20 protein-coding genes and 2 pseudogenes are annotated in these 25,036 nt (G+C 34.0%); 9 read left to right on the top strand and 13 right to left on the bottom strand.

All coding sequences use genetic code 11. The features are described from left to right. Positions 1 to 79: 79 nt before the first annotated feature. Positions 80 to 2,008, bottom strand: coding sequence for a vWA domain-containing protein (locus A4F88_RS04625; RefSeq protein ID WP_068841329.1), 1,929 nt, complete (start codon positions 2,006 to 2,008; stop codon positions 80 to 82). Positions 2,009 to 2,272: 264 nt separating this feature from the next. Between A4F88_RS04625 and A4F88_RS04620 the strand changes: the two genes are divergently transcribed. Further along, complete coding sequence (locus tag A4F88_RS04620) at positions 2,273 to 3,385, top strand: lactonase family protein (RefSeq protein WP_068841328.1); 1,113 nt, start codon at positions 2,273 to 2,275, stop codon at positions 3,383 to 3,385. 143 nt (positions 3,386 to 3,528) lie between these two features. Here the strand turns inward: A4F88_RS04620 and A4F88_RS04615 are convergent, their stop codons facing one another. After that, on the bottom strand, positions 3,529 to 4,881 hold the full coding sequence (locus A4F88_RS04615; protein WP_068841479.1) for a DEAD/DEAH box helicase: 1,353 nt from the start codon (positions 4,879 to 4,881) through the stop codon (positions 3,529 to 3,531). 259 nt (positions 4,882 to 5,140) lie between these two features. Between A4F88_RS04615 and A4F88_RS04610 the strand changes: the two genes are divergently transcribed. After that, the gene (locus A4F88_RS04610) at positions 5,141 to 5,761 is read left to right on the top strand and encodes a hypothetical protein (protein ID WP_068841327.1); all 621 of its coding nucleotides are present in this window, start codon (positions 5,141 to 5,143) and stop codon (positions 5,759 to 5,761) included. Between the two features lie 16 nt (positions 5,762 to 5,777). Here A4F88_RS04610 and A4F88_RS04605 read toward each other — a convergent pair whose 3' ends face one another. From A4F88_RS04605 to A4F88_RS25895, 3 genes and pseudogenes are all read right to left on the bottom strand, one after another. After that, on the bottom strand, positions 5,778 to 6,542 hold the full coding sequence (locus A4F88_RS04605; protein WP_068841326.1) for a TIGR02757 family protein: 765 nt from the start codon (positions 6,540 to 6,542) through the stop codon (positions 5,778 to 5,780). A gap of 115 nt (positions 6,543 to 6,657) precedes the next feature. Continuing rightward, positions 6,658 to 7,107 (bottom strand): annotated as a pseudogene (locus A4F88_RS25900) (ABC transporter ATP-binding protein); the annotation flags it as partial. 204 nt (positions 7,108 to 7,311) lie between these two features. Next, positions 7,312 to 7,536: pseudogene (locus tag A4F88_RS25895) on the bottom strand (ATP-binding cassette domain-containing protein); the annotation flags it as partial. Between the two features lie 126 nt (positions 7,537 to 7,662). Between A4F88_RS25895 and A4F88_RS04595 the strand changes: the two are divergent. Both A4F88_RS04595 and A4F88_RS04590 read left to right on the top strand, forming a co-directional pair. Then, entirely contained in the window at positions 7,663 to 8,379 is a 717-nt protein-coding gene (locus A4F88_RS04595; RefSeq protein ID WP_068841324.1) for a phosphodiester glycosidase family protein, read from the top strand. Between the two features lie 100 nt (positions 8,380 to 8,479). Further along, positions 8,480 to 8,767 (top strand): hypothetical protein, encoded by a 288-nt coding sequence (locus A4F88_RS04590; RefSeq protein WP_068841323.1) that lies wholly within the window; start codon positions 8,480 to 8,482, stop codon positions 8,765 to 8,767. A gap of 69 nt (positions 8,768 to 8,836) precedes the next feature. Here A4F88_RS04590 and A4F88_RS04585 read toward each other — a convergent pair whose 3' ends face one another. The 7 genes from A4F88_RS04585 to A4F88_RS04555 all read right to left on the bottom strand — a co-directional run bounded on the left by A4F88_RS04585 (position 8,837) and on the right by A4F88_RS04555 (position 17,019). Continuing rightward, entirely contained in the window at positions 8,837 to 11,611 is a 2,775-nt protein-coding gene (locus A4F88_RS04585; RefSeq protein WP_082815695.1) for a T9SS type A sorting domain-containing protein, read from the bottom strand. A gap of 392 nt (positions 11,612 to 12,003) precedes the next feature. After that, entirely contained in the window at positions 12,004 to 12,321 is a 318-nt protein-coding gene (locus A4F88_RS04580; protein WP_068841322.1) for a DUF6787 family protein, read from the bottom strand. Between the two features lie 33 nt (positions 12,322 to 12,354). After that, positions 12,355 to 12,795, bottom strand: coding sequence for a DUF6146 family protein (locus tag A4F88_RS04575; RefSeq protein ID WP_068841321.1), 441 nt, complete (start codon positions 12,793 to 12,795; stop codon positions 12,355 to 12,357). A 213-nt stretch (positions 12,796 to 13,008) separates the two neighbouring features. Further along, the gene (locus tag A4F88_RS04570) at positions 13,009 to 13,572 is read right to left on the bottom strand and encodes a hypothetical protein (RefSeq protein WP_068841320.1); all 564 of its coding nucleotides are present in this window, start codon (positions 13,570 to 13,572) and stop codon (positions 13,009 to 13,011) included. 102 nt (positions 13,573 to 13,674) lie between these two features. Further along, positions 13,675 to 14,625, bottom strand: a complete 951-nt coding sequence (locus tag A4F88_RS04565; protein ID WP_068841319.1) for a D-2-hydroxyacid dehydrogenase — start codon at positions 14,623 to 14,625, stop codon at positions 13,675 to 13,677. Between the two features lie 165 nt (positions 14,626 to 14,790). Then, positions 14,791 to 15,861, bottom strand: coding sequence for a 3-phosphoserine/phosphohydroxythreonine transaminase (gene serC / locus A4F88_RS04560; RefSeq protein WP_068841318.1), 1,071 nt, complete (start codon positions 15,859 to 15,861; stop codon positions 14,791 to 14,793). Positions 15,862 to 15,954: 93 nt separating this feature from the next. After that, the gene (locus A4F88_RS04555; RefSeq protein ID WP_068841317.1) at positions 15,955 to 17,019 is read right to left on the bottom strand and encodes an acyl-CoA reductase; all 1,065 of its coding nucleotides are present in this window, start codon (positions 17,017 to 17,019) and stop codon (positions 15,955 to 15,957) included. A 136-nt stretch (positions 17,020 to 17,155) separates the two neighbouring features. Here A4F88_RS04555 and A4F88_RS04550 point away from each other — a divergent pair, with 136 nt between their 5' ends. Next, positions 17,156 to 17,506 (top strand): 4Fe-4S dicluster domain-containing protein, encoded by a 351-nt coding sequence (locus A4F88_RS04550; RefSeq protein WP_068841316.1) that lies wholly within the window; start codon positions 17,156 to 17,158, stop codon positions 17,504 to 17,506. Between the two features lie 166 nt (positions 17,507 to 17,672). Further along, positions 17,673 to 18,836: a hypothetical protein gene (locus tag A4F88_RS04545; protein ID WP_068841315.1), complete on the top strand. Its 1,164-nt coding sequence runs from the start codon at positions 17,673 to 17,675 to the stop codon at positions 18,834 to 18,836. A gap of 116 nt (positions 18,837 to 18,952) precedes the next feature. On the opposite strand, the gene A4F88_RS04540 is transcribed toward A4F88_RS04545, so the two are convergent. Continuing rightward, positions 18,953 to 21,619: a TonB-dependent receptor gene (locus A4F88_RS04540; protein ID WP_068841314.1), complete on the bottom strand. Its 2,667-nt coding sequence runs from the start codon at positions 21,617 to 21,619 to the stop codon at positions 18,953 to 18,955. Positions 21,620 to 21,936: 317 nt separating this feature from the next. On the opposite strand from A4F88_RS04540, the gene ychF reads away from it, so the two are divergent. From ychF to A4F88_RS04525, 3 genes are all read left to right on the top strand, one after another. Then, a complete protein-coding gene (gene ychF, locus A4F88_RS04535) occupies positions 21,937 to 23,031 on the top strand; it encodes a redox-regulated ATPase YchF (protein WP_068841313.1) in 1,095 nt (364 codons plus the stop codon). A gap of 406 nt (positions 23,032 to 23,437) precedes the next feature. Beyond that, positions 23,438 to 24,355, top strand: a complete 918-nt coding sequence (locus A4F88_RS04530) for a YihY/virulence factor BrkB family protein (RefSeq protein ID WP_068841312.1) — start codon at positions 23,438 to 23,440, stop codon at positions 24,353 to 24,355. Positions 24,356 to 24,508: 153 nt separating this feature from the next. Beyond that, on the top strand, positions 24,509 to 25,033 hold the full coding sequence (locus tag A4F88_RS04525) for an NADPH-dependent FMN reductase (protein WP_068841311.1): 525 nt from the start codon (positions 24,509 to 24,511) through the stop codon (positions 25,031 to 25,033). The last annotated feature ends 3 nt before the right edge of the window (positions 25,034 to 25,036 follow it).

Below are 25,036 nucleotides of genomic sequence, written 5' to 3'. Positions count from 1 at the left end.
ATGTAGAGAAATTTATTTTGTACTTAAATCGTAAAATGATTTTTGTAAAAAGTAAAATGTTTAAAAGTAAACAGGATAATTACTTTACAAATTTTATAATTGCCATTTCTAATGCTAAAAATAACAGTGCAAAGATAACAAACCATTTCCAAATTTGACTGTCTGTTCGCTCAGTTTGTAGCGTGTTAAATATGGTTGAAATTGTGTCTGCAGTTTTAAAATCTGAAACAATATTGGTGTTAACCTGACTCAGATCACTTTCGCTTCTTTTGTAATTGAAACTTAGGTTTTCAACCCATTCTTTTTTGTCGTAAATACTATAATTTCCCGCTGTTTCAGGAAAATCATTAAAAGTTAGTTTTACTTTATTGTTCAGTATTTGCTGAATCGGAATAAATGAATCATCATTTCCTTTTACTTCCAGAATTGCATCTTTGGTTAATAATACATCTACAAAATAAGGCTGATTATTGCCAATAGTCAAAGCATTTACTCCTGTTTTTTGGTTGTTTTGACCCATTTTGTAAAATAACGGAACAATTATAGGAGATTGCTGAAAGTTTGAATTTGTTGTATTTATTGGGGCTGAAAAAACAGTAATTCCCGAAACCGGATTCTGGATTGCAGTTACAAATACACTTTGATCTTCATAGGATAAAACAGCCGGATATGGGCTGGAAATAGCAAATGAGCTGTTTGTTTTTGGGTATTGGAAATTCGTGATTTTGTTCTCAAAAACCCCTGAGAATAAAGGATGATCAAAATTTATTTTGGTAATTAATTTGCTGTTGTTTTCCAGGTTTTTAAACTGAATTTTTCCAAAATTACCCAGGAAAGCATTCAGATTTGAAACAGAACTTTTTTCAGAAGGAATCACAACCAGATTTCCGCCTTTAGCTACAAAAGCTTTTAATGTAGTTTGCAAAGCTTGCGGAACCTCGGTTAATTCATTTAGAATAATGGTATTTTGTCTGTCTAAGCTATTATAATCTAAAGTACTAATAGAGTAGTTGCTGTAATTGAATTCAGCAGAAGTGTAAATTCGGGACAGGAAATTACTTTTTTCCGGTTCTCCAATACTAATAACATTTGTTTTTTTGGCTTTCGAAATACTGAAATAAAGTTTATTGTCATACGTCAGACCATTATCTTCAATAGTAACATAACCGTGAAAAGCTTCTTTAGGAATGGTAAAGTTGATTTTCTTTTTTCTGGTATCAAATTTTATAATGGTTTTGGCAATCAGTTTGTTTTGATTGTACAAAGCCATTGAGACAGGTTTGAAATCTTCTCCATAAGCCGATAAATTCACACTTAGTTCATAGAAGTTTTCTAAAGTCTGATTTATAAAAACGCTGTCAATAGCAATGTTGTTCTTCTGTTCAGCTTCCGGAATGATAAAATAAGGTTTCTCTTCAGTATCAATATTTTTAATGTCTTTTTCGCTTAAACCAACAGCATCCGTAATGATAACAATATCTTTTTTATAAGCCGACTTATGGGCTTTTATTTTTGCCATAATCGACGGAAGTTCAAAAGGTGTTGCGCTGTATTGTAGATTTTGCAAGGCACTTTTTGAAGATTTTATATCTGTGTTCCAATAATTTTCGGTGTTGGTTAACAATGAAAATTGTGTGTTTTCCGGAGTGTTTTCCAGTAATTCCTGAACAGCACGTTTTAGCAATTCGCCTTTTTTACCTTTTGCCTGCATGCTGAAGGAATTGTCGAGAATGATATACATTTCGTTAGTAGCATTTTTGCTGTCTTTGGCTTCAAAAAAAGGCTGGGCAAAAGCGAGAATAATACACGTTAATAAAAGTAAACGCGTAGCTAATAATAAACGCTTTTTGATTTTTGAACTTTTTCTGGTTTGAATTGAAAGTTCTTTTAAGAAACGAACATTAGTAAAAAAAGAGGTTTTAAAACGTCGTAATTGAAATAAATGAACCAAAATTGGAACAATCAACAAAAACAGAAAGTATAGAATTTCGGGATGTTTAAAATGCATTCTGGTTTAGATTTATTTCACTACATTTTGTAGATGCTGGTCAAAAATACAAATTTTTAGCCAAACCATATAAGTAATATAAGTTCATTTAATTTTTGCCTGAATCAAGCCTTGCTTATAATCTCTTACAATACTTATATGGTTTAAATTAGAGAGTGAGAAGTTTGAAAAATGTAACTTTTGTAATTTCTTTTGTAACAAAAAAGAGGTTTAGAAAAGATATTATTGTTTATTTTAGCATATTCAAAAAACAAATAAAAAACTATGAAAAGATTATATATACTGCTTTTTTCAGCTTTAGCATTACATACTTTGCAGGCACAGAATAAGTTTAATTTATTGGTTGGTACCTATACCAATACTTGTGACAGTAAAGGAATATATGTATATGAATTCGATGCTAATACAGGCGAATTTAAACTGAAAAATTCTTCTGAAAATGTGGTGAGTCCGAGTTATTTGTCAGTTTCAGCAAATAATAAATTTGTTTATGCTGTAAACGAAAACGGAACTCAAAGTGCTGTAAGTGCCTTTTCTTATGATTCTGCTAACGGTAAACTTAAATTATTAAATACAAACGCTTCTTTGGGAGCTGATCCGTGTCATTTGATCAACGATGATAAAAACGTAATTATTGCTAATTACTCTGGTGGAAGCATTGCTGTATTTAAGAAAAATGCTGACGGAAGCATAACCGAAGGACAGCAGTTAATTCAGCATGAAGGAAAAGGTCCAAATGCAGCGCGTCAGGAAAAAGCGCATGTGCATCAGGTTGTTTTTTCTCCGGATAAAAAGTTTGTTTTATCGAATGATCTGGGAGAGGATAAAGTTTTTATTTATAAATACAATCCAGGTTCGAAACATGAAATTCTTACTTTAAAAGAAACGGTTGATGTAAAAGCAGGAAGCGGCCCAAGGCATTTGACTTTTAGTAAGGATGGTAAATTTGTATATCTGATTCAGGAATTAGATGCTACTTTAACTACTTTTAGTTATGACAAATCAGGAAGTTTAAAAATAATTGCCCAAATCAGTATTTTACCAAAAGGATTTACAGGAGGAACAGGTGCTGCAGCGATTAAAATTTCGCCAGACGGTAGCTTTTTATATGTAACAGATCGTGTAGATGCTAACTCAATTGCGGTATATAAAATACTTAAAGATGGTAAAATCGAACAGGTTGAACAATTAAGTACTTTAGGAAAAGGCCCAAGAGATTTTGCAATTGACCCAACAGGAAATTATCTTTTGGTTGGACATCAATACACCAATAATATTGTAATCTTTAAAAGAGACAAAACCACAGGAAAACTCACTGATACCGGAAAAAGAATCGAATTGTGTTCGCCGGTTGGTTTGGTGTTTACGAAGATATAATTTTTAAAGGTTCAAAGCCACAAAGGCTCAAAGGTGCAAAGGTTTATGCTAAAGAAAAAGGCTAAAAAACGAAAAGTTTAATTTTCGTTTTTTAGCCTTTTGTATGCTTTGTCCCTTTGAACCTTTGCTCCTCAGAAAAAAAACTATTTATTCTTATCTTTTCTCTTTTTGTCTCTGGTTTTCAACATGTTTCTATTAACAGATCCGTGAGTTTTCTTTTTTGTTTTGGATGGTCCGCCCAGATTGACTTTTTTGTTCTTTTTAGATTTTTCATGAAATGCACCATCACCTTCAAGTTTAGGTTTTTTCATTAAAAATTTAATAGGCTGACGGTCTTTTTCAGGCTCAATTAATTTTGCGGATATTTCGACTTCTTCTGGAAATTCAGCAATTTCAAGCTCTTGATTCATTAAAACTTCAACTTCAATTTTAAATTCTTCTTCACGAGGCGTGATAAAACTAATTGCGGTTCCTGTAGCGTCAGCACGACCTGTACGACCAATTCTGTGCATATACAATTCCGGAAATTCGGGAAGTTCAAAGTTTATAACGTGAGAAATGTTCGAAATGTCCAAACCTCTTGCCATAATATCCGTTGTGATTAATCCGCGAAGGTTTCCTTCCTGAAATTCTGCCATAGTACTCAAACGGTAATTTTGAGATTTATTGGAGTGAATTACCCCAAACTGACCTTCAAAATCTTCTTCGATTCGGGTATGAAGCATGTCTGAAATCTTTTTATTGTTCACAAAAACCAAAACACGTTCCATGCTTTCGTCTGTAGCCAATAAATGTTTTAAAAGATTTACTTTAGTATTAAAGTTAGGAACATTATAAGTAATTTGAGTAATATTTTCAAGTGGTGTTCCGGATGCAGCCAGGGTAACTTCTTCAGGAAAATCAAAAAAGTCATTCAAAACAGCATCAACTTCATCTGTCATAGTTGCAGAGAATAGAATGTTCTGGCGTTTGTTTTTCATCATCGCCAAAAGTGCTGTTAATTGTGTACGGAAACCTAAATTTAGCATTTCGTCAAACTCGTCAATTACTAATTTTTGAGTTTCATCAAAGCGAACAACAGCATCAAGCGCTAAATCCATTGTACGTCCGGGAGTCCCAACTAAAATATCAACTCCTTCGTAAACTGCTTTTTTTTGTGTATTGATATTTACTCCACCAAAAATACCCAATGTTTTAACAGACATGTATTTCGTCAGTTTCTCGACTTCTTCTACAACCTGTACAACTAATTCACGTGTTGGAACCAGTACTACAATTTTTGGTGTATTGGTTGGTGTAAATTTGTATAACTTTAAAAGTGGTAATAAATAGGCAAATGTTTTACCGGTACCGGTTTGTGCAATTCCCATCATATCTCGGCCAGACATAATCACAGAAAATGATTTTTCCTGAATAGGAGTTGGTGTAACAAATCCCAGTTCGTCGATTGCTTTTTGTAGTGATTTTGGAAGATTGAATTTTTCGAAAGTGCTCATTTGCATTAAATTTTGTGCAAAGGTACGTTAAAATGACGGTTAGATTGCTAAAATTTTCGAATCATCTCATAATTAAGTGATTTAAAAGTCTGATTTTTAGGTGTCAAACGCTTCAAAAACAACATTTATTGATGCGTATTTGAGAATTTAAGAGCTAAATGAAATGAAGTTTTGAATAAATAAAAGTGGCTTTAAGGTTTTGTAATTTCTTTTGAATATTTTTGAAACTGTAAAAAAAAACTTTTTGCAGATAAATAAGATGGGAACATTTTCGCAAACCAATATTAAATGTAAAGACATAGAAATTGTACTGGCAGAGTTAAAAAAATATTTGCCACTGGGCAGGCAGATATGGTTTGACACTAGTAAAGAATGGTTTTATAATGTACCACATGATGAAAATTCTTTCGATGGTCAAAATTTAACGATAGTAATTTCAAAAAACATAAGCAAAGATTGGGTCGAAGTTGAGTTTGATTTTCAGGTTGGGTTATATTTTTATGATGAAATCCTGAAACAAATTTCAAAGAATCTTGAGACTGAGATTTTCTTAGCTTATTATCAGTCTACTAGTTGTGAAGGAAGACTGGCGAAATTTAAAAATGGACTATTGGAGTTGTCTTACTTTGAAAAATATTTTTATGAGGTTATTATTGAAAATAATTTTCGAACTGAAAAAAGCAACTATATAGCAGATAATTTTGGAGTTGCAAATTCTAAACTTGAATTACTTAAAAATTCAAAGTTGGGAGAAGAATCTCTATTAATTGACCACGCTTTCATAAATAAATTTTATGAATCAGAAGGATGGCTGCCTGATTTGGGAAAGAATTTTTTTGAGGATGAATTTTTATATTTGCATGTAGAGCAATTAAAATGATTTCGGGTTTTAAAATTTAAAATCCTTCAAAAACACCCAAACCAAATAAAGCGAAATCGTATTTTACAGGATCTGCAGCATCCATTTCACGAAGTTTTTTGTCTAATTCGGCAAGCGCTTTACCATCGTTTTGTTTTCGTTCTAAAATCCCGAGTTTTCTGGCAACATTTCCTGAATGTACATCCAGCGGACAGGATAATAACGAAGGCGAAATAGTTTTCCAGATTCCTAAATCAACGCCTTTGGTATCCTGACGAACCATCCAGCGCAAATACATGTTGATTCTTTTGGCTGCTGAATTGTTTAACGGATCTGAAATGTGTTTTTGAGTTCGGGGCAAATGATCGATTTCGAAAAATATTTTTTTAAACTCGTGAATACTTTTCTGTAAGCTGTCTTTTTCCTGATATTTTGCAAAAACATTTTCTAAGCCGTTATGATTTTTATAGATGTGCTGTAAGCCTTTTATAAATCCTGAAAAGTCTTTTCCGTTAAAAGTTCTATGAACGAAATTCTCTAAACGGGTGAGGTCTTCATCAGAATGTGACATGACAAAATCGTAAGGTGTATTGCCCATTAATTCCATCATTTGATGCGAATTTTTGATGATCATTTTACGATTTCCCCAGGCAATAGTAGCGCTTAGAAAACCAGCGATTTCAATATCTTCTTTTTGCGTAAATAAATGCGGAATCTGCACAGGGTCACTTTCAATAAAGTCCTGATTGTTATATTGAATGACTTTTTCGTCAAGAAATTCTTTGAGTTCTTTTTGGTTCATGTTTAAAATGAAAGTTCTTATTATTCGAATGCCCTAGCCCAGATGGAAACGGCATCCTTTTGTGGTGGGGTTCACCACAAAAGATATAGTGAACAGCTGGAAATAGCTCCTGATGCTAATTACTGATCTGACCATCAACCATAACTAATTTTCTGTCGGCCATATTTGCCAGTTCTTCGTTATGGGTTACAATCACAAAAGTTTGTCCAAATTCGTCGCGAAGCTGAAAGAATAACTGATGTAGATTTTCGGCAGAATGTGTGTCGAGATTTCCAGAAGGCTCATCGGCAAAAATTACATCCGGTTTATTGATTAAGGCACGCGCCACGGCAACTCTTTGTTGTTCACCTCCCGAAAGTTCGCTTGGTTTATGATGGATACGGTGTGATAAACCTAAATATTCTAAAATTCGTTTTGCTTCTTTTTCGGTTTCGGCTTTTGGTTTATTTGCCATAAAGGCAGGAATACAAACGTTTTCTAAAGCCGTAAATTCAGGAAGTAATTGGTGAAACTGAAAGATAAAGCCCAGATTTAAATTTCGGAAATTAGATAATGTTTTATCTTGTTTGCTTTTCTTTTTAAAATAGCGGTTTAGATAAATAGCGAGTGCTAAAATGGGTAAAAATAAAGCTCCAACAATACTATTTCTCGTAAGATCGTCCATTATGATGTGTTTGAAGAAAAACACAAAAACGATCAGGGCAACTATATACACAAAACCAATCCAGGAAACCCACTTGAATGTTTTTTCCTGTTTTGAATTGTCTGTTTCAGTGTCTTGTAATTTTAAAACATTTTCACCATTAATGGTCAAAGACGACTGCGTATTTATTTCTGGTTTGTCTAATGTTCCGAGAATTTGTAAAAGTGTTGTTTTTCCGGCTCCTGAGGCTCCAACGATCGAAACAATTTCTCCTTTTTTAATATGTAAGTCAACTCCTTTTAGAACTTCTAATTTATCGTAAAACTTATGTATATTTTTTGCGTGTATCATTTTGAAACTGTTTTTACAAAGAAACAAAGATTCTGCCGATATAAAAATGCCATCTAACAGAATTTTAAGAAGTAATCTCTAATCGCTTTTTTATTTTATATTTATGTAGAAAAAAATAGGTGAAAAATGAAATTGAAAATAACGCTTTTAGCTTTCTTACTAGTATTTGTTGTTTTTTTTGTTGGTGCAAAAAGTTATTACGAAAGTCCTTTTTTGACTTATACTGTAGATCTTAAAAAACAGGATTTAAAACTGTTCTGGAAAGATGAAAAAGGGAAACGTTTTGGGAGTATCGAAAATCTTAAACTCTGGATTGAGAAAAAGAACCTGAAATTAGACTTTGCAATGAATGCCGGAATGTATAAGACTGATAATTCTCCGCAGGGACTTTATATTGAAAAACAAAAAACGCTATCGCCTTTAGATACGATAAAAGCTGCCGGGAATTTTTATTTAAAACCCAATGGAGTGTTTTATATTACAACATCAAATATTGCGAAAATTTGTACGACTGAAATGTTTCGTCCGAATGAAAAAATAGCTTATGCGACGCAATCCGGACCCATGCTGGTGATTAACGAACAAATTCATCCTGACTTTAAAGAAGGATCTGTAAACCTGAATGTCAGGAACGGAGTGGGAATTTTGCCTGATGGAAAAGTGGTTTTTGTATTGTCGAAAAAAGAAATTAATTTTTATGATTTTGCCAGTTATTTCAAGGGTTTAGGATGTAAAAATGCATTGTATCTGGATGGTTTTGTGTCTCGTGCTTATCTCCCTTCCGGAAACTGGATTCAGACTGACGGAAATTTTGGTGCGTTATTTGCAGTGACAAGAAAATAAAAAATTGATTGTATGGGAATTACAGAATAAATTCCGGTCAATACATAAGTCAGTTCTTATGATTTTTTTTAATTTTAAGTAACATCTAAACCAAAGAAAAATGCAGGAAATAAATGTAACAAGTGAGGATAGAGTTGGAAAACTTTTGTTAGGTATTCTTTTAGATGGAGTTGGAATGATTTCATTTACGATTCCGCTTTTGGGTGAATTCTCAGATGTGATCTGGGCTCCGGTCGCAGCTTTTATTATGACCAGAATGTACAAAGGCAGAGTAGGAAGAGTAGCGAGTGTTTTGACTTTTATCGAAGAGGCATTGCCTTTTACGGATTTTGTTCCGTCGTTTACACTTACATGGATTTACACCTATTATTTTCAAAGAAGGGAATAATTAAAAAATTAGCAATGTTTATAAATAGAAAATGGCAACTCGTTGAGTTGCCATTTCTTTTTTTTGATTTTAGTGTACTATGATTTTTTTGACATGCATTACTTTTTTAGTATTCGGATTTGAAACCTTAACAATAAAAACACCTTTTGCCTGCAGGTGAATGTTTTCAGGAGTTTGTCCGTTAATAGTTCGTTTTAAGACTTCTTTGCCCAAAATGTGATATATTTTAAGATCTGCTTTTTCGATATCATTTTCTAATAAAACAGAGAAATATCCATTGTTAGGAACTGGCCAGACTTTTAAATTGTCTTGGGTTTCTTTAGTTATTTCATCTATTCCTAATGTTGTATAACCGCTTACAATATTTACTTTTCGTGTCATTGTTCCGCCTTCAGAATCTGTAACCGTAAAGTTGAAAGAACATAAACCGGCTGCTGCTGGCGTAAACTCAACAATATTTGAAGAAAGAACTGTGCTTCCGTTTACCACATTCGATAAACTATAGGAAACTCCGCTGGTAAAACCTCGTGAAAGTTTCTGAATATCGATGTTTATTTTACTTCCTGTTGGAGATTCATAATGAGGTTGTGACATCCATTGTAGATATTCATCAAGATTGGTGTAGCCATCCTGATTGGTATCTGCATTAGCATCTGAAAAATTACCTGTTCCAGAGTTAATGTTTGTTCCAATAATGGTCTCCCACCAATTAGGTAGCCCATCCTGATCCGTATCCCAATTTGCATCTCTGTTTATTACAGGATAATTTTCAAAACCGCCTACATCAGATTCATTGTCTGGAAATCCGGGTTTATTGGTTACGCTTCCTGTGATAGAGTAAGTTCCGTTTAAGGTTTCGGTAATGATTCTTTGATCGTGTTCGTCAAATTCCGGCTGTGTACAGCCCACATCCGAAAGTACAATTTTATAGGCATTTTTAGCAGATTGTGTTGTTACATAAGATGGGAAAAACGGAGTATTGACAAAGTTCTCATAAGAAACGGTAACACCGGAAGCTTTTCTTCCTGCTGTTTGACTGGTTTCGTCAAAATAACCCGGCATTACATTCCCGCTAAAATAGCATTGCTGCATTCCTGTTCCTGCGCCTTCATTTTGCTGATTGAAAGCGACAAATATTTTAGAACCTGCTCCGGGTTTATAATAATTGTTTACAAAATTTACTTCTTTCGTTCCGCCATCAGTAGTTCTGGAGCCCCAGTTGTATACGACATTGTTGGTAATATCCATTCGTCCTGCATATGCACCGCTTCCGTCTAATCCACCACCTAAGCTCCAATTACGTCCATAATTATGAGCTAAAAGATTATGATGAAAACTCCCGATATCGCCGCCAATAGTAGCAGCATATCCATGTTCTGTTCCTGCAGGATAATTTTGATGTCCGGCAGCATTTAAAGCTTCTGAAATTAAAGTTTTTTGAAGTGTAATATTTTTCCCGGAACGTGAACTAAACGATTCGTCGATGGTCCAGCTAATCGAGCAATGATCTATAATGCTGTAATCTGCTCCGGTTAAACCCATTCCGTCATACGTTGGGCCACCGCCAACGCGAACACGAACATTTTGAACAACGGCATCATTTCCGGTAACGCCAAACGGAGCCGAGCGAATACAAATTCCTTTTCCCGGAGCAGTTTGTCCCGCCACAGTTACATAAGGCTGACTTAATACCAGACGAGAGTTAAGCTGAATAATGCCCGAAGTATTAAAAACAATGGTTCTTGGGCCAATATCATTTGTTACTGCTTCGCGTAGACTTCCCGGGCCGCTGTCATTTAAGTTGGTTACAGGAACTACTTTTCCGCCTCGTCCGCCACGGGCAAAACGACCATAACCTTCGGCTTCAGGAAACGCGAGCTGTGCAGGACGAAAACGCCAAATATTTCCTTTTTCTACAACATTGCCGGCTAATACTTCATCAACACGCCAGTAATAGGTTGCTCCGGTATATAGTCCGTTTATTTGGTATGATGCATTAGTTTTGATCTGGTTTCCTTTGTATTCCGGTGATGCAGTTGTCGCAGCTTCTACAGCAGCGGCATTTGTTCCAAAATAAATGTTGTGTGATAATGCGTTTGTAGCAGCAGTCCATGATAGTAGTTTTCCTCCTGAAGTCAATTCTACGTGCTCATCATTGTGTTTTGGAGCAGGATTGGTCGCCTGATGAAATATATTGGGCGTATTTAATTCAAAACCGTTGAGGATAAAGTTTTTTACATTTTCGGTACCGGAAGTTTCGGCAGCAAATAGCAAGACTACATCAGTATTGGCTACGGCCTGAAATTTTAAATAAGTAGATTTGGCATCGGCTGTTGTGGTGGCTCTTACACTCGGAATTAAATTGTCGACCACTAAATTGCCATTGATAAAAATATCAATTGGACTAAAATTATTTCCAACAGGACTATCCACAGCATTAAAAAAAGCGAGTAAAGTATGTTCTCCTGCAGCTAATCCGGTTATCTTAAGTTCGATTTGAGCACCAAGGTTTGCAGTTGTACCTTTTACAGTAAGTCCGTCGCAAACCAATCGGGCATAATATGGAGCCTGTATTCCGGCTTTGTACCAGTTGGTTCCTAATGCATCTCCTTTGTCACCAGCACGGGTTACGGTAAAAGTGACTCCGTTTTCAGTATAAGTGCTGGTATTGCCTGATGCGATTACCCAAGAGGTATAATCGGGATCATTTACTTCGGCTTTGGGTCTTCCGGATTGGTCAAAATCGATTTTGACTACAGGATTTTGGGCAAAAAGTGTTGTGATTGACATTGTAAGGCAGGCGAGTGCCATTACACATCGTAATTTTAAGGTAATTTTCGACATTTTGATACTTTTTTTGGTTAGTTAGTTAAAGTAAAATCTGTAATTACTTGTAAAGTTTTATTTAAGATGTAGCAAACGTTTTAGTCAACTATTTGTAATATTATTAAATTCAACTTTGTGGTTATGAGTAATGTAAAGATTGAGAATACTCAAAATAAAACTATCCTGCACCATCCTGTAGAAATGATTATTCAGTAAAAAAATGTATATATTTTTTTGGTAAATATAATTTATATCTTAAATTTTTAAGATTTTTCTGTAGTAAGGATTTGTTGAACTGATCAGTAGCGTGTGAGAGAAGAATTTTTTAAAACAGAATTATTGCTTTTGATTTAAATCAAAAACAGATAAAACGTTTGCGAAGAAAAATGTATTTTTTAGAAAAAAGCGAGTTATTGAGGCGTATTTTCTTTTTTGAATAAAAATCCAAGTCCCATGTTTTTAAGCATTTTCTTTTCGAAATTCCAAAAGAAACGGAATTGACCAAAAACGGTACCAATAGCAACTAATAAAACCTGATAGATAGGGAAAATAATCAACAATCGAATTAAAGTAAACCAGCCGCCAAAATCTTCTTTGGTAATGCCCAGCCATACACAAAACGGTTTAGACAACCATGCAGATGCCGATCCTGTGATGGCAAAAACAGTAAGGATGATAATGGCTTGTACATTTGAGGTAATGCCCCAACGTTTCTTTAATCTGTTCATTCTTTATTTATAACGATTACAAATATAAGAACATTATCTTATAGGAACATAGCCGGCGAGCTTTTGTTTGTATGTATTTTGAAAATAAATCATATAATTATAAATTAAATAATTTACTTCATATCCGTAATGTATCTCCGGACGATAATCGATAGTCATTTCATACAAATTTGGGTTATAACGTTGCGGTTGCAAAACGCGGTTATTCCATTCTGTAACGTATAAGTAATTTTTGTTTTCAAGATAAGAGAGTGAGTAATAATTTCGCGGAAGCGCAGTTGAAGCCAGCCAGGTACTAAAACCATTGTCAATAATAATCACTTCATATTCTAAAGAGTCATTGGCGATTCGTACAGTATCATTTACAGCAACTTTTGGAGTAGGTACAGTATTTGGCGCAATACTATTTTTAGAAGCAGTAGAGCAGGCTATTATAGTGAACAAAAGGATTAATATGTAGAGGTATTTTTTCATGGCATTTGTTTCAGGCTTAAATTTACAAATAAGTAAGGGAAGAATTTTGTTATTTAACTTTTGTATAAGAGGTTCAGAGGTTCAAAGTCGCAAAGGCTCAGAGGTATTTTAATAAAAAAAGCTGTTTTGCTTTTGGCAAAACAGCTTTTACAATTTATATTTTAAACCTATGTTCCTTTGCAGCTTTGAATCTTTGGAACTAAAAAAAAACTCTTATTTACTTCCAAATAATTTCCCTATAAATCCGGCTATTCCGCCTTTGCTTTTGGTAACTACCAGAACATCGGCTACATCTACTTTTCCGTCATTGTTTTGATCTAGACCAAATTGCATTCCGTATTTGTTAATTGTATCCATTATTCCCGAAGCCTGTCCGCTGTTTCCGGCAATAGAAGAGATAATATCTGAAATTTGAAAACTACTGTCATTAGGATCTTTAGCTTTATTAACCAAAGAATTTAAAACTTGCGGAATCATACCGGCAGCCACACCAGAAGAATCCGAGCTGCTCAGACCAAATTTTTCACCAAGATTTCCTGATAATTGCTGCGTTAGCTGTTGCACAACAGGATTAGAGCTGTCAATAGGAGTATTTCCGTTAAATAAACCCGCCAATTGTTCTCCTTTGCCCTCTGAAACTAATTTTTGCAACCCTGAAAAGATAGTGCTGCTAGCTTCGTTAATCACGCCCTCATTATGCTCATTCGGTACGGCACTATTATTTACAACAGCGTCTCCTCCGTATTGCTTTACTAATTGTGTTAATTGTTCAAACATAATTTAAAGAATTTAGATTAGAACTCAAATTTAGTCAAAAAAAGAAAGGGATTTATTAAACAATGTTAATAAATCCCTTTTAAATGATTTAGTTATAATTAATTAGCTCAGCAAAGTAATAATTTGTGAGGCTAATTCAGTACCAATTCTGTCTTGTGCTTCTCCGGTTGCAGCTCCAATATGCGGAGTTAACGAGATTTTAGAGTGCATTAAAATAGCCATTTCCGGTTTTGGTTCGCTTTCAAAAACATCTAAACCGGCAAAAGCAACTTTACCTGAATCTAAAGCTTTTACTAAAGCTACTTCATCAATAACACCACCACGGGCACAGTTTACGATTCCAACACCATCTTTCATAATTGCAAGTTCTTTTTCTCCAATGATGTAACCATCCTGAGCGGGAACGTGCAGCGTAATGAAATCAGCTTCTTTAAACAATGATTCTAATGATTGAGAAACAATTGTAGTTGTAATAGATTGTCCGTCGAAAAATTCAACTTTTACATCTACCTGCGGAATAAAACTATCAGCAGCGATAACTTTCATACCTAAACCAAGCGCCATTTTTGCAGTAGCTTGTCCAATACGTCCAATACCTACAATTCCAAGAGTTTTTCCTCTCAATTCAACTCCGTTTGCATAAGCTTTTTTCAAACCATCAAAGTTTGAATCTCCTTCAAGAGGCATATTTCTGTTTGAATCATGTAAAAAACGAACACCAGAAAATAAGTGTCCAAATACCAATTCAGCAACAGATTCTGATGATGAAGCAGGAGTGTTAATTACGTGAATCCCTTTACTTTTTGCATAATCAACATCGATATTATCCATACCAACACCACCACGACCAATAATTTTAAGTCCAGGGCAAGCATCAATAATATCTTTACGTACTTTAGTTGCAGAACGAACTAAAACTACATCTACATTATTTTCGTTTACAAAATTAGCAACTTGTTCCTGAGCTACTTTTGTAGTTATAACTTCAAATCCGCCTTTTTCTAAGGCTAGAATTCCACTTTTAGAAATTCCGTCATTGGCTAATACTTTCATTGTGTGTTTATTGTTTATTTGGTTAATCGTGTAAACGTTTAACTGTGTATTCGTTTAATTGTTTAATCGATCAACCAACTATTTGATTTTTCTTTTTTGATATTTTAAAGGAAACATTTTTGCGATTAAACAGTTAAACAAATTAACGATTAAACGCATTAACGATTAAACTTTCGACTCAAGCGCTTTCATTACATCAACTAAAACCTGAACACTTTCGATAGGCATAGCGTTGTAAATAGAAGCTCTGTAACCACCTACAGAACGGTGTCCCGGCAATCCAGAAATTCCTGCAGCTTTCCATAAAGCATCAAAAGTTTCTGTATGATCAGCGTTGTTTAATAAGAAAGTAACATTCATTTTAGAACGATCTTCAACTGCTGCAGCACCTTTGAATAATGGGTTTCTGTCGATTTCAGCATAAAGTAATTCAGCTTTTGCGTTGTTTAGTTTTTCAACAGCAGCAATTCCGCCTTTTTCTTTAATCCATTGTAAAGTTAACAACGAAACGTAAACAGCAAAAACAGGAGGAGTATTATACATACTTTCTGCTTTAATATGTTTAGCATAGTCTAACATACTTGGTATAGTTCTTCCGCTTTTCTCTAAGATTTCTTCTTTAACCACTACCAAAGTAGTTCCGGCAGGTCCCATGTTTTTTTGAGCTCCGGCATAGATCAAATCAAATTTAGAGAAATCCAATTCGCGTGAAAAAATATCAGAACTCATATCACAAACAACTGGTATGTTAGTTGATGGAAAATCTTTCATTTGAGTTCCAAAAATGGTATTGTTGCTGGTACAGTGAAAATAATCAGCATCACTTGGTATAGTGTATCCTTTTGGAATATGGTTGTAATTTTCTTCTTTTGAAGAAGCTACCACAACAGTTTCTCCAAAATATTTTGCTTCTTTTATTGCGGCAGTAGCCCAGGTTCCTGAGTCTAAATAAGCTGCTTTTCCGTTTTCTTTCATCAGGTTGTACGGAGCCATTAAGAAAGCTGTACTTGCACCACCTTGTAAAAATAAGGCTTGATATCCTTTTCCCTGAAGTCCTAATAATTCTAAAGCAAGGGATCGTGCTTCTTCCATAACAGCAACGAAATCTTTGCTTCGGTGCGAAATTTCAAGAATCGAAAGTCCTGAATCATTAAAATTTAAAATTGCTTTTGATGCCTTCTCAAAAACTTCCTGAGGTAAAATACTTGGTCCTGCGCTGTAGTTGTGTTTTTTCATGGTTGTTGTTAATAGTCGAAAATTTTAAAGACGCAAATTTCGGCAATAGGAGCTGAAAAAGCGATAAATAATTCGAAATAATTAAACATATTTTTACTTTGTTGTTAACAAAAACGTTATAGTATCAACGTTATCTGCGTAATCCCACAATTGCGGATTTTGGGTTTGCCCGAACGGGATGCTATTTGGGATCAAATCATTGCTAACAATACATTGAATTTGTTCAGCATCAGCTTCAAGACGGCTTTGTAAATCTTCAATATTTTCGTAAAATTCATAAAAAACACTCGAAATAGGAGAGGCGTAGCTTGGATCTTCTTTTAAAGTCAAAAATCCATTATCCAGTAATTTGAAATTACTCATTAAAAATACCGCTTTGTTGTAATCGTAATTGTTTGCGTATTTTTCATAATGAATAACATCCTGATATTTAAAAATGGCCTGAAAAAAAGCATCAAACGAATAACCTTTCGGAACAAAAAGCTTCGAAACATTACGGCATCCCAAACCAAAATATCTAAAAATATCTTCACCCAAAGCCTCTAATTCTTCATGGGTTTCTTTTCCGTTTAAAACGGCTACCGAATTTCTGTTTTTGCGGATTATTGAAGGTTTGTCTTTAAAGTAATATTCAAAATAGCGGGAAGTGTTATTACTTCCGGTAGCAATTACAGTATCAAAATTCTCCAGTTTACCTTCTGCAAAAGTGATTTTTTCCTGCAGGCTTTCCTCAACAGCTACTAAATATTTAGCTAAAAACGGAAGTAAATGCTGATCATTAGATGACGTTTTAATCAAAGCTTTGTTTCCGGTAATTAAAACTGATAAAAAATCATGAAAACCAACTAACGGAATATTTCCGGCCAAAATTAAGGCAACTGTTTTTTCATTTTGGGCGTCATCAAAATTATATTGAGAAATCCATTGAGCAATGTTTTCTTCTGTTAAGGCTTCTGCCCAGGATTGTATGGCAAAACGAACCTGATCTGGTGTATACCAGCCATTATGAGATTGTGATAAATGGATTAGTTTTTCAAAATCTTCAAAAAAGATTTCATTGTGTAAAACGTTAGATTTTTTTACAGATTCCTCTTGAGAAAACTGACTTAAAAATTTTCCTAATTCAACAAAAACACTTTTTTTTGTTTCTAATGTCATAATGTTTGCTTATGAATTGTTTTGATTGTAATTTTGCACAAAAATAAGCTATATTAAGTTATAAGGCAAAGCAGATTAAAATCTTTGATATTTTAAACTCAGATCCTGTAACTTTTAACACGTAACTAAGAACAAAATGGCAATAATTATAACTGACGAATGCATAAACTGTGGGGCTTGTGAACCAGAGTGCCCAAATACAGCAATTTATGAAGGAGCTGATGACTGGAGATATAAAGACGGAACTAGTCTTTCCGGAAAAATAATTTTACCTGACGGAACAGAAGTTGATGCAGATGATGCTCAAACTCCAATTTCTGATGAAGTATATTATATTGTTCCTGGAAAATGTACAGAATGTAAAGGTTTCCACGATGAGCCTCAATGTGCTGCAGTTTGTCCTGTTGATTGTTGTGTGCCAGACGACAATCACGTAGAAGATGAAGAAACCTTGTTGAACAGACAAGCATTTTTGCACGGTGAATAATAAAATTTATTTAAATGATATAAAAAATCCTGAGTTAGTGCTCAGGATTTTTTTTTGAAAGGCTTTTTAGATAAAGCTTAGTTTGTTGATTTTTAATGTTTTGTTTTGTAGGAGTTTTATTTATTAACAAAAATTTAATACTTTAGTTGAAAATTTAACAACGCCTATGAAGAAATTACTACTTTTATTTGTCGTTTTATTCACTATAAATGTTTTTGCACAAAAAGAGGAATACTCTATAGTTGTAAAAGATATAGAAACTCAACTGCCAGTAGAAGATGCTATGGTTGTTATTTTAAAAACAAAACAAATTCTATCCAGTAATAAAGATGGCAAAGTTACCTTTTTGTTAACCGGAGCTTCGAATGTTCAGGTTTCTGAGGCAAATTATGAAAGTTTAACCATAAGATGGGCTTCTTTAAAAGAGAATAATTTTGTTGTTTACCTGAGTAATAAAAATACCAAACTCGACGAAATTGTGTTGTCAAAACAATCTCCGCAAAAAGTACTTCAAAAAGTGGTTTCCAATTCAGTACATAAATTAGCATCGTCACACAGGTTAAAGGTATATGTGAGAGAATTTTTTATGCTCGACAATAAGTATTCTTATTATAATGACGGTCTTGTAAATTTTCAGTTTACCGGCAATGACAGAAAAACGTCTACAACACTTCTGGTTGAACAAAACAGATCCTATGGATTATTAGAAACAGATGTAAGTACAGATTTAAGAGGATATAATTTGAATAATATCATGCAAAATTATTATGATTTGAAGTATTTTGATCCCGTTTTAAATCCAAAAGCCAAAAAAGAATATGACTTTATTATACGAGGACATCCTAATAACAAGAATTATTATGTAATGTATATTACACCTTTGGATAAAGCCAAAGAAGCATTTGATAATTTTGAAATTGTATATGATCCGGAAAATAAACTTATAATTGAATTCAAAATCGATATAACACCAGCAAATCTGGACAAGATTGTCGAAAAAACAAAGGTTAATTCTAAAAACATTACAAAGTCATTTGTAGATGTAAATTACAGGAAAGACGGACAAGATTATTATTTGCTGAGTTCAAACGAAGAAATAGCGTATAATCTTATCTTAAAAGAACAGGTGAAAAATATTCATGTTCGCAACAGTTTTATCACAACAAATTTTAACCGACAAAACTTTACGTATAAAGAAGCAGATGTTTTTAAAGAGAAATCTCTTTTTAATAAAAAGAACAAAATCCTGACTCATTACTGGGATATTTCGGGATTTACCGCAACAGATGAAGAAAAAGCAATTGTAAGTTCCTTAGAATTTAAAATGTAATCGGCGTTTATAAAACATAAAAAAATCCTGAATTCAGATTCAGGATTTTTTTTATTTGTCAAACTGAACGAAGTCGAAGTTTAAACTCTATATTTTCTATTTTTCCTAAACAAGAATTAAAAGTTAAATCCAAGTCTGGCATAATAATAAGCTCCGCTGAAACCCATTTGTACAGCATCCCAATATCCACCGGCTTCTGTGTTACCTTGTTCGTCTTGTTTGGTTGGGTAAACATTAAATAAGTTGTTGCTTCCAATACTTAATTTAAAATTCTTGCTTAGTTTATAACCTAATGTTAAATCTGTAATTAATCGGGCATTGTAAACATCATCTTCATCTGCATAATCTACCAGAACTACTTTGCTGAAACGGGTAAAAGCCAAACCAGCGTCGAATTTATTTTTGGAATAATTTAAATTTAAACCAAATTTGTTCTTTGGTGCAGATGCCAGTAAAAAGGCTTTTTCACGTTTTCCGAAAAAAGTATCAGCATCCAAAGATCCGTTTTTTACCTGATCTATTTTCATATCATTAATATTACCTACTAAAGTAGCGCCAAGTTGTCCGAAGTCAAATGTTTTTTTCCATGAAAAAACCAGATCTAAACCATGAGTGCTGGTATCAACACCATTAGCAAAAAACTGAGCTTCAGAAACGCCAAGATTTAAAGCACTGGCATCAAAATATCCTGTTAAAACAATACGATCTTTTACCTTAATATAATAACCATCAACGGTTGCAGTAAAATCTCCAAACGTTGCCGTGAATCCCAATGAAGCATTTACTGCTTTCTCTTCGTTTAATTTATCAATTCCAAAAGCCTTTGTAACCGGACTATCGTTTGGAGCCAGTAAAACCTCAGTTGCACCACTTGCATTGAAATTGGTGAAACGTAAGTTATAGTAAATTTGAGCCAATGATGGCGCACGGAACCCTGTGCTTATCGATCCTCTTAAGTTGATATGGTCTGTAAGTTTTAATCTTGAAGCTAATTTACCGTTTACTGTACTGCCAAAATCACTGTAATTTTCAAAACGAACCGCTCCACTAATCATTAAAGCTTCTGTAACATCAAGTTCTGCATCTGTATACAGAGAGAAATTGGTACGGCTCTTATTTACTTCGTTTGCCGGGCTATATCCGGGAAAACCCTGAGAACTTCCAGGTCTTGCAATAGTTGGAGAAGAATTAGGATCTGACGGATCATAATCAGGATTAGGAATCGTAGGTGCACTTTGAGTTGTTGGATCTGTGATTGGTTTTCCGTTAGTGTCATAAGTAGTGTAAGAGCCTTCTTCACCAGCGAAAATTTGAAATTTTTCGACTCTAAATTCAGTTCCAAAAGCAATATTTAAGCCTTTTAAAACTTCGCCATAGTTTTTAGAAACATCAAAATTAGTTGTGTTTTGCAATAAACTATGTCCGCCCGCATCAAATTCTCTTGGCGATTTATCTACCAAAGAGGCGTTTAGTGTTCCTTTAATATTGTAATGGAATTTATTTTTTCCAAAAGTATTGCTTAAATCCATTTTCCAGCCGCCAGAAGTTTCAGTTCTAATTCCGGCAACAATCGAGTTGTCATTAATTTTAGAAGTAATTCTTGGTGTGTATCCGCCGGGATAAATAGATTCAACAACTCTTTCGCCGTCATTTCTGGTAAAAGCATAAGCATCAGTATTTCTGTAGCTGCTTCCTCCAAAAGCATAAAATTCTGTTTTATCAGCGATTGGAATGGCAAGGTTTCCAAAGAAATTTAAGCCTTTAATTTGAGCATCGCCAAAACCTTTTCTAAAATCATAAGCAGGTCTCAATGTTTTATCTTTATTAATAAATTCACCCGTAAAATTGGCAAAACCACCTTTTGAACCCAATGCAACTCCGTAATTGGCAGCCACTTTTACAGATTGTCCATCAAGAGATTTATCTTTACCATAAGAATTTCCATTGCCCTTTTGATCCAGTCTGAAGCCCTTTGTGTTAGGAGTCCCCGGTAAAAAATCCCCTTTTGCATCCGTATTGTAAGCGCCATAAGTTACAGCTCCGGTAAGTTCATTAACATTGTCGTTTGTTACAATATTAATAACTCCAGCAATTGCATCAGAACCGTATTGAGCCGCAGCACCATCACGCAAAATTTCGATTCTTTTGATAGATGCAGCAGGAATTGCGTTTAGGTCAGTTCCGGTATTTCCGCGTCCGCGAGTTCCAAATAAATTAATAAGTGACGACTGATGTCTTCTTTTTCCGTTAATTAAAACCAACGTCTGGTCAGGTCCCATACCTCTTAAAGAAGCAGGATCGACGTGGTCAGCACCATCAGATCCGGACTGTTTGTTGGCATTAAAAGATGGCGCAACATATTGCAGTAACTGATTGATTTCTATTTTTCCGCTTTGAGTCGTAACATCTTTTACATTGATGACATCAATAGGAACTGCCGAATTTACAACGGTTCTTTTTGCATTTCTTGAACCTACTACGACAACATCATTTAAAACCTGACCGCCACTTTCGTCTAAAATTACTTCGATTTTATCGCCTGTAACCTTTCTTTCGATGTTGGAAAAACCAACATAACTAAAAATTAATGTAGCACCTTCTTTAACTTTTATGCGATAACTTCCTTCAAAATCAGTTGATACGCCATTATTAGTTCCTTTTTCCAGAACGTTGACTCCCGGTAAAGGCGCACCCGATTTGTCTTTTACAACCCCTGAAGTTTCTTTTTGAGCAAAAAGAAACATCGTATTTAATAGAAATAAAAATAATGCAATTTTCTTCATGGTTAATTAAGTTTTGGTTTGTTATTTTGTTTTGATGTTTGATAAAAGTACTGTTTTTTAACAAAATCATAACAAAAAGTTTAAATTTTTTAAAGAAGGTGTTTTAAAATGCATTAATCGTCATTTTTACTTCGGTTAAGAGCTATTAAATCTTATATTTGCAAAATTTTAAAGCCAAAAAATATCATTTTGGCAGAAATAAAATTGCAAGACATAATATTACATATCATTAAGCCAGGCTTTTAATAGTTAAAGCAGTAGTATTAATGAAGACCTGAAAAGAATCAGGATCAAATAAAAACAAACAGAAACAACAGATGAAAGCAGGAATTGTAGGATTACCAAATGTTGGAAAATCAACATTATTTAATTGTTTATCTAATGCAAAAGCGCAAAGTGCCAACTTTCCATTTTGTACAATTGAGCCTAATATTGGAGTTGTAAACGTTCCGGACCCAAGAATCAATAAGTTAGAAGAATTGGTAAAACCAGAGCGTGTACAAATGGCAACCGTTGATATTGTTGATATCGCAGGTTTAGTAAAAGGTGCAAGCAAGGGTGAAGGTCTTGGAAACCAGTTTTTAGGAAACATTAGAGAGTGTAATGCTATTATTCACGTTTTACGTTGTTTTGATAACGATAACATTGTTCACGTTGACGGAAACGTAAACCCAATTCGTGATAAAGAAACGATTGATATCGAGTTACAATTGAAAGACTTAGAAACTGTTGAAAAACGTTTAGAAAAAGTAAACCGTGCCGCTAAAACCGGAAACAAAGAAGCGCAAACTGAAAAAGCACTTTTAGACAGAATCAGAGAATCATTATTACAGGCTAAATCAGCTCGTACTATTTTTCCTCAAGGTAATGATGAAGAAGTTTTAATGGAATCTTTTCAGTTAATTACGGCAAAACCAGTGTTATACGTTTGTAATGTTGACGAAAATTCAGCGGTAAACGGAAATAAATATGTTGATCAGGTTCGTGAATTAGTAAAAGATGAAGATGCTGAGGTAATTATTCTTTCAGTAGGGGCAGAGGCAGATATTACTGAATTAGAAAGCTACGAAGAGCGTCAGGTTTTCCTTGAAGATATGGGATTAACTGAGCCGGGAGCATCAGTTTTAATTCGTGCAGCTTACAAATTATTAAAACAACAAACTTACTTTACTGCTGGTGTAAAAGAAGTGCGTGCCTGGACCATCAATATTGGGGCAACAGCACCACAAGCAGCAGGAGTTATCCATACTGATTTTGAAAAAGGATTTATTCGTGCAGAGGTAATTTCATACGAAGATTACGTTCAGTACGGTTCTGAAGCAAAAGCTAAAGAAGCAGGAAAATTTAAAGTCGAAGGAAAAGAATATGTTGTAAAGGATGGTGATGTAATGCACTTCCGTTTCAACGTTTAATCTTTTTTAGAAAATAGAATTAAGAACAAAGAAAATAGAGAGAACTGCTGGAGGAATCCAGCAGTTTTTTTTATCTAAATCTTAAGTTATGGATTGTTAGGCTAAGTAGAAACATTGTCAGGCTGAGCAGAGTCGAAGCCTTCTGAATATTATTTTTTAGTACCTAATCCAGCTTTACACTCCAGGATTTTTCCTGAATTTATTTTTTTGCAGGGCATAAAAAGAGCTTCTTTCAGTCGCTTTTTTATCGCCACAAAAAATATAAATTCATAAAAAATGCTTTCCGTTTCAATCTGGGGTATTTAGGGCAAACATGGTAAAAATGTAAAATTTGACAAAAAAACGAGAATTCTAAATTTTTCATAAATTCTTAAATTTGAGAGAATATCTAAAAATCAGAACTATCGTGAAAATAAAAAATATACTCTCCAAAACATGGTTTCTGCTCAAGAATACCTTTTTAGAATTTAATGATGACAATGCCATTAAACTCAGTGCTGCATTATCCTATTATACCATATTTGCCTTGCCGCCTTTATTGATTATTATTATAACCATTTGTGGGGTCTTTTTTGGGGAAGATGCTGTAACAGGACAATTGTACGGACAAATTAACGGATTAGTGGGTAACGGAGCTGCAAGTCAGATTCAGGAAGCGATAAAAAATGTACAATTATCAGGAGATAATGTCTTTGCTACTGTATTTGGAATCGCGATGTTGTTAATTGGAGCATCGGGAGTTTTTGCTGAAATTCAAAGTTCAATTAACTTTATTTGGGGTTTGAGAGCAAAGCCGGATAAAGGAATTAAGAAATTCATTCAAAACCGGTTAATGTCGTTTTCTATGATTGCTTCAGTTGGTTTTTTAATGCTCGTCAGTCTTTTTATAAGTACTACATTAGATTTACTAAGTGCCCGTTTAAAAGTTTATTTTCCTGAAAGTACCGTTTATTTATTTTACGTAGTCAATATTGTTATTGTACTGGCTAGTATTACACTTCTTTTTGCTATCATTTTCAGAACATTACCCGATGGAAAAATAAGATGGAAAGATGCTTTTATCGGATCAACAGTAACGGCGATATTATTTATGATTGGTAAGTTTGCCATAGGTTTTTATTTAGGAAGTTCAACAGTTGCCTCAGTATACGGTGCAGCGGGTTCTGTAATTATTATTCTGGTTTGGGTATATTATTCAGCTATAATTCTGTATTTTGGAGCAGAATTTACCAAAGTATATGCTAAATCTTATGGAGGTAAAATTTATCCGAATGAATACTCGGTAGAAATACAAAAAGAAATTTTTGAAATCGAAACGAAATAAAATTTTAACCCTATAAGTAATTTAAGGTAATAAAAGTTTTACCTGAATAAAGGAACAGAATTGTATCTTTGTAATGAAATAAGGAAGTTTAAAAAAGTATTTTTAAATGAACTTATATAGCTTACATAGTTTGAAATATTAAAAAGCACCTTTATGAAAATTATAGCCTTTGGAGGAAGTAATAGTACACAATCTATCAACAAACATTTAGCAACTTATGCCGCCAGTTTATTCGAAAATGCAGAAGTTGAGGTTTTGGATCTAAATGATTTTGCGATGCCTTTGTTTAGTGTTGACTTAGAAAAAGAAATCGGTCAGCATGAACTTGCAAAAGCATTTCTGGCTAAAATTGCAAGTGCAGATATTTTGGTCATTTCTCTGGCTGAAAATAACGGAAACTATTCAGCTGCCTTCAAGAATCTTTTTGATTGGAGTTCAAGGATCATGAAAGAAGTATTTCAGCAAAAACCGACCTTATTATTAGCTACTTCACCAGGAGCAAGAGGCGGGGCATCAGTTTTAGAAATTGCCAATAATGCTTTACCAAGATATGGTGCTCAAATCAAAGCTACTTTCTCACTACCGGTTTTTAATGCAAATTTTAATTTAGAAGAAAATAAAATTTCAAATAAAGAGTTAGATAAAGAATTGCAAGACATTATTAAAGCTTCTTTCTAATTC

Source organism: Flavobacterium chilense (assembly GCF_001602525.1).
GTDB classification, from domain to species: domain Bacteria; phylum Bacteroidota; class Bacteroidia; order Flavobacteriales; family Flavobacteriaceae; genus Flavobacterium; species Flavobacterium chilense.
Note: the sequence above shows the minus strand (reverse complement) of the source record. Positions and strands in the feature narration are given on the sequence as shown.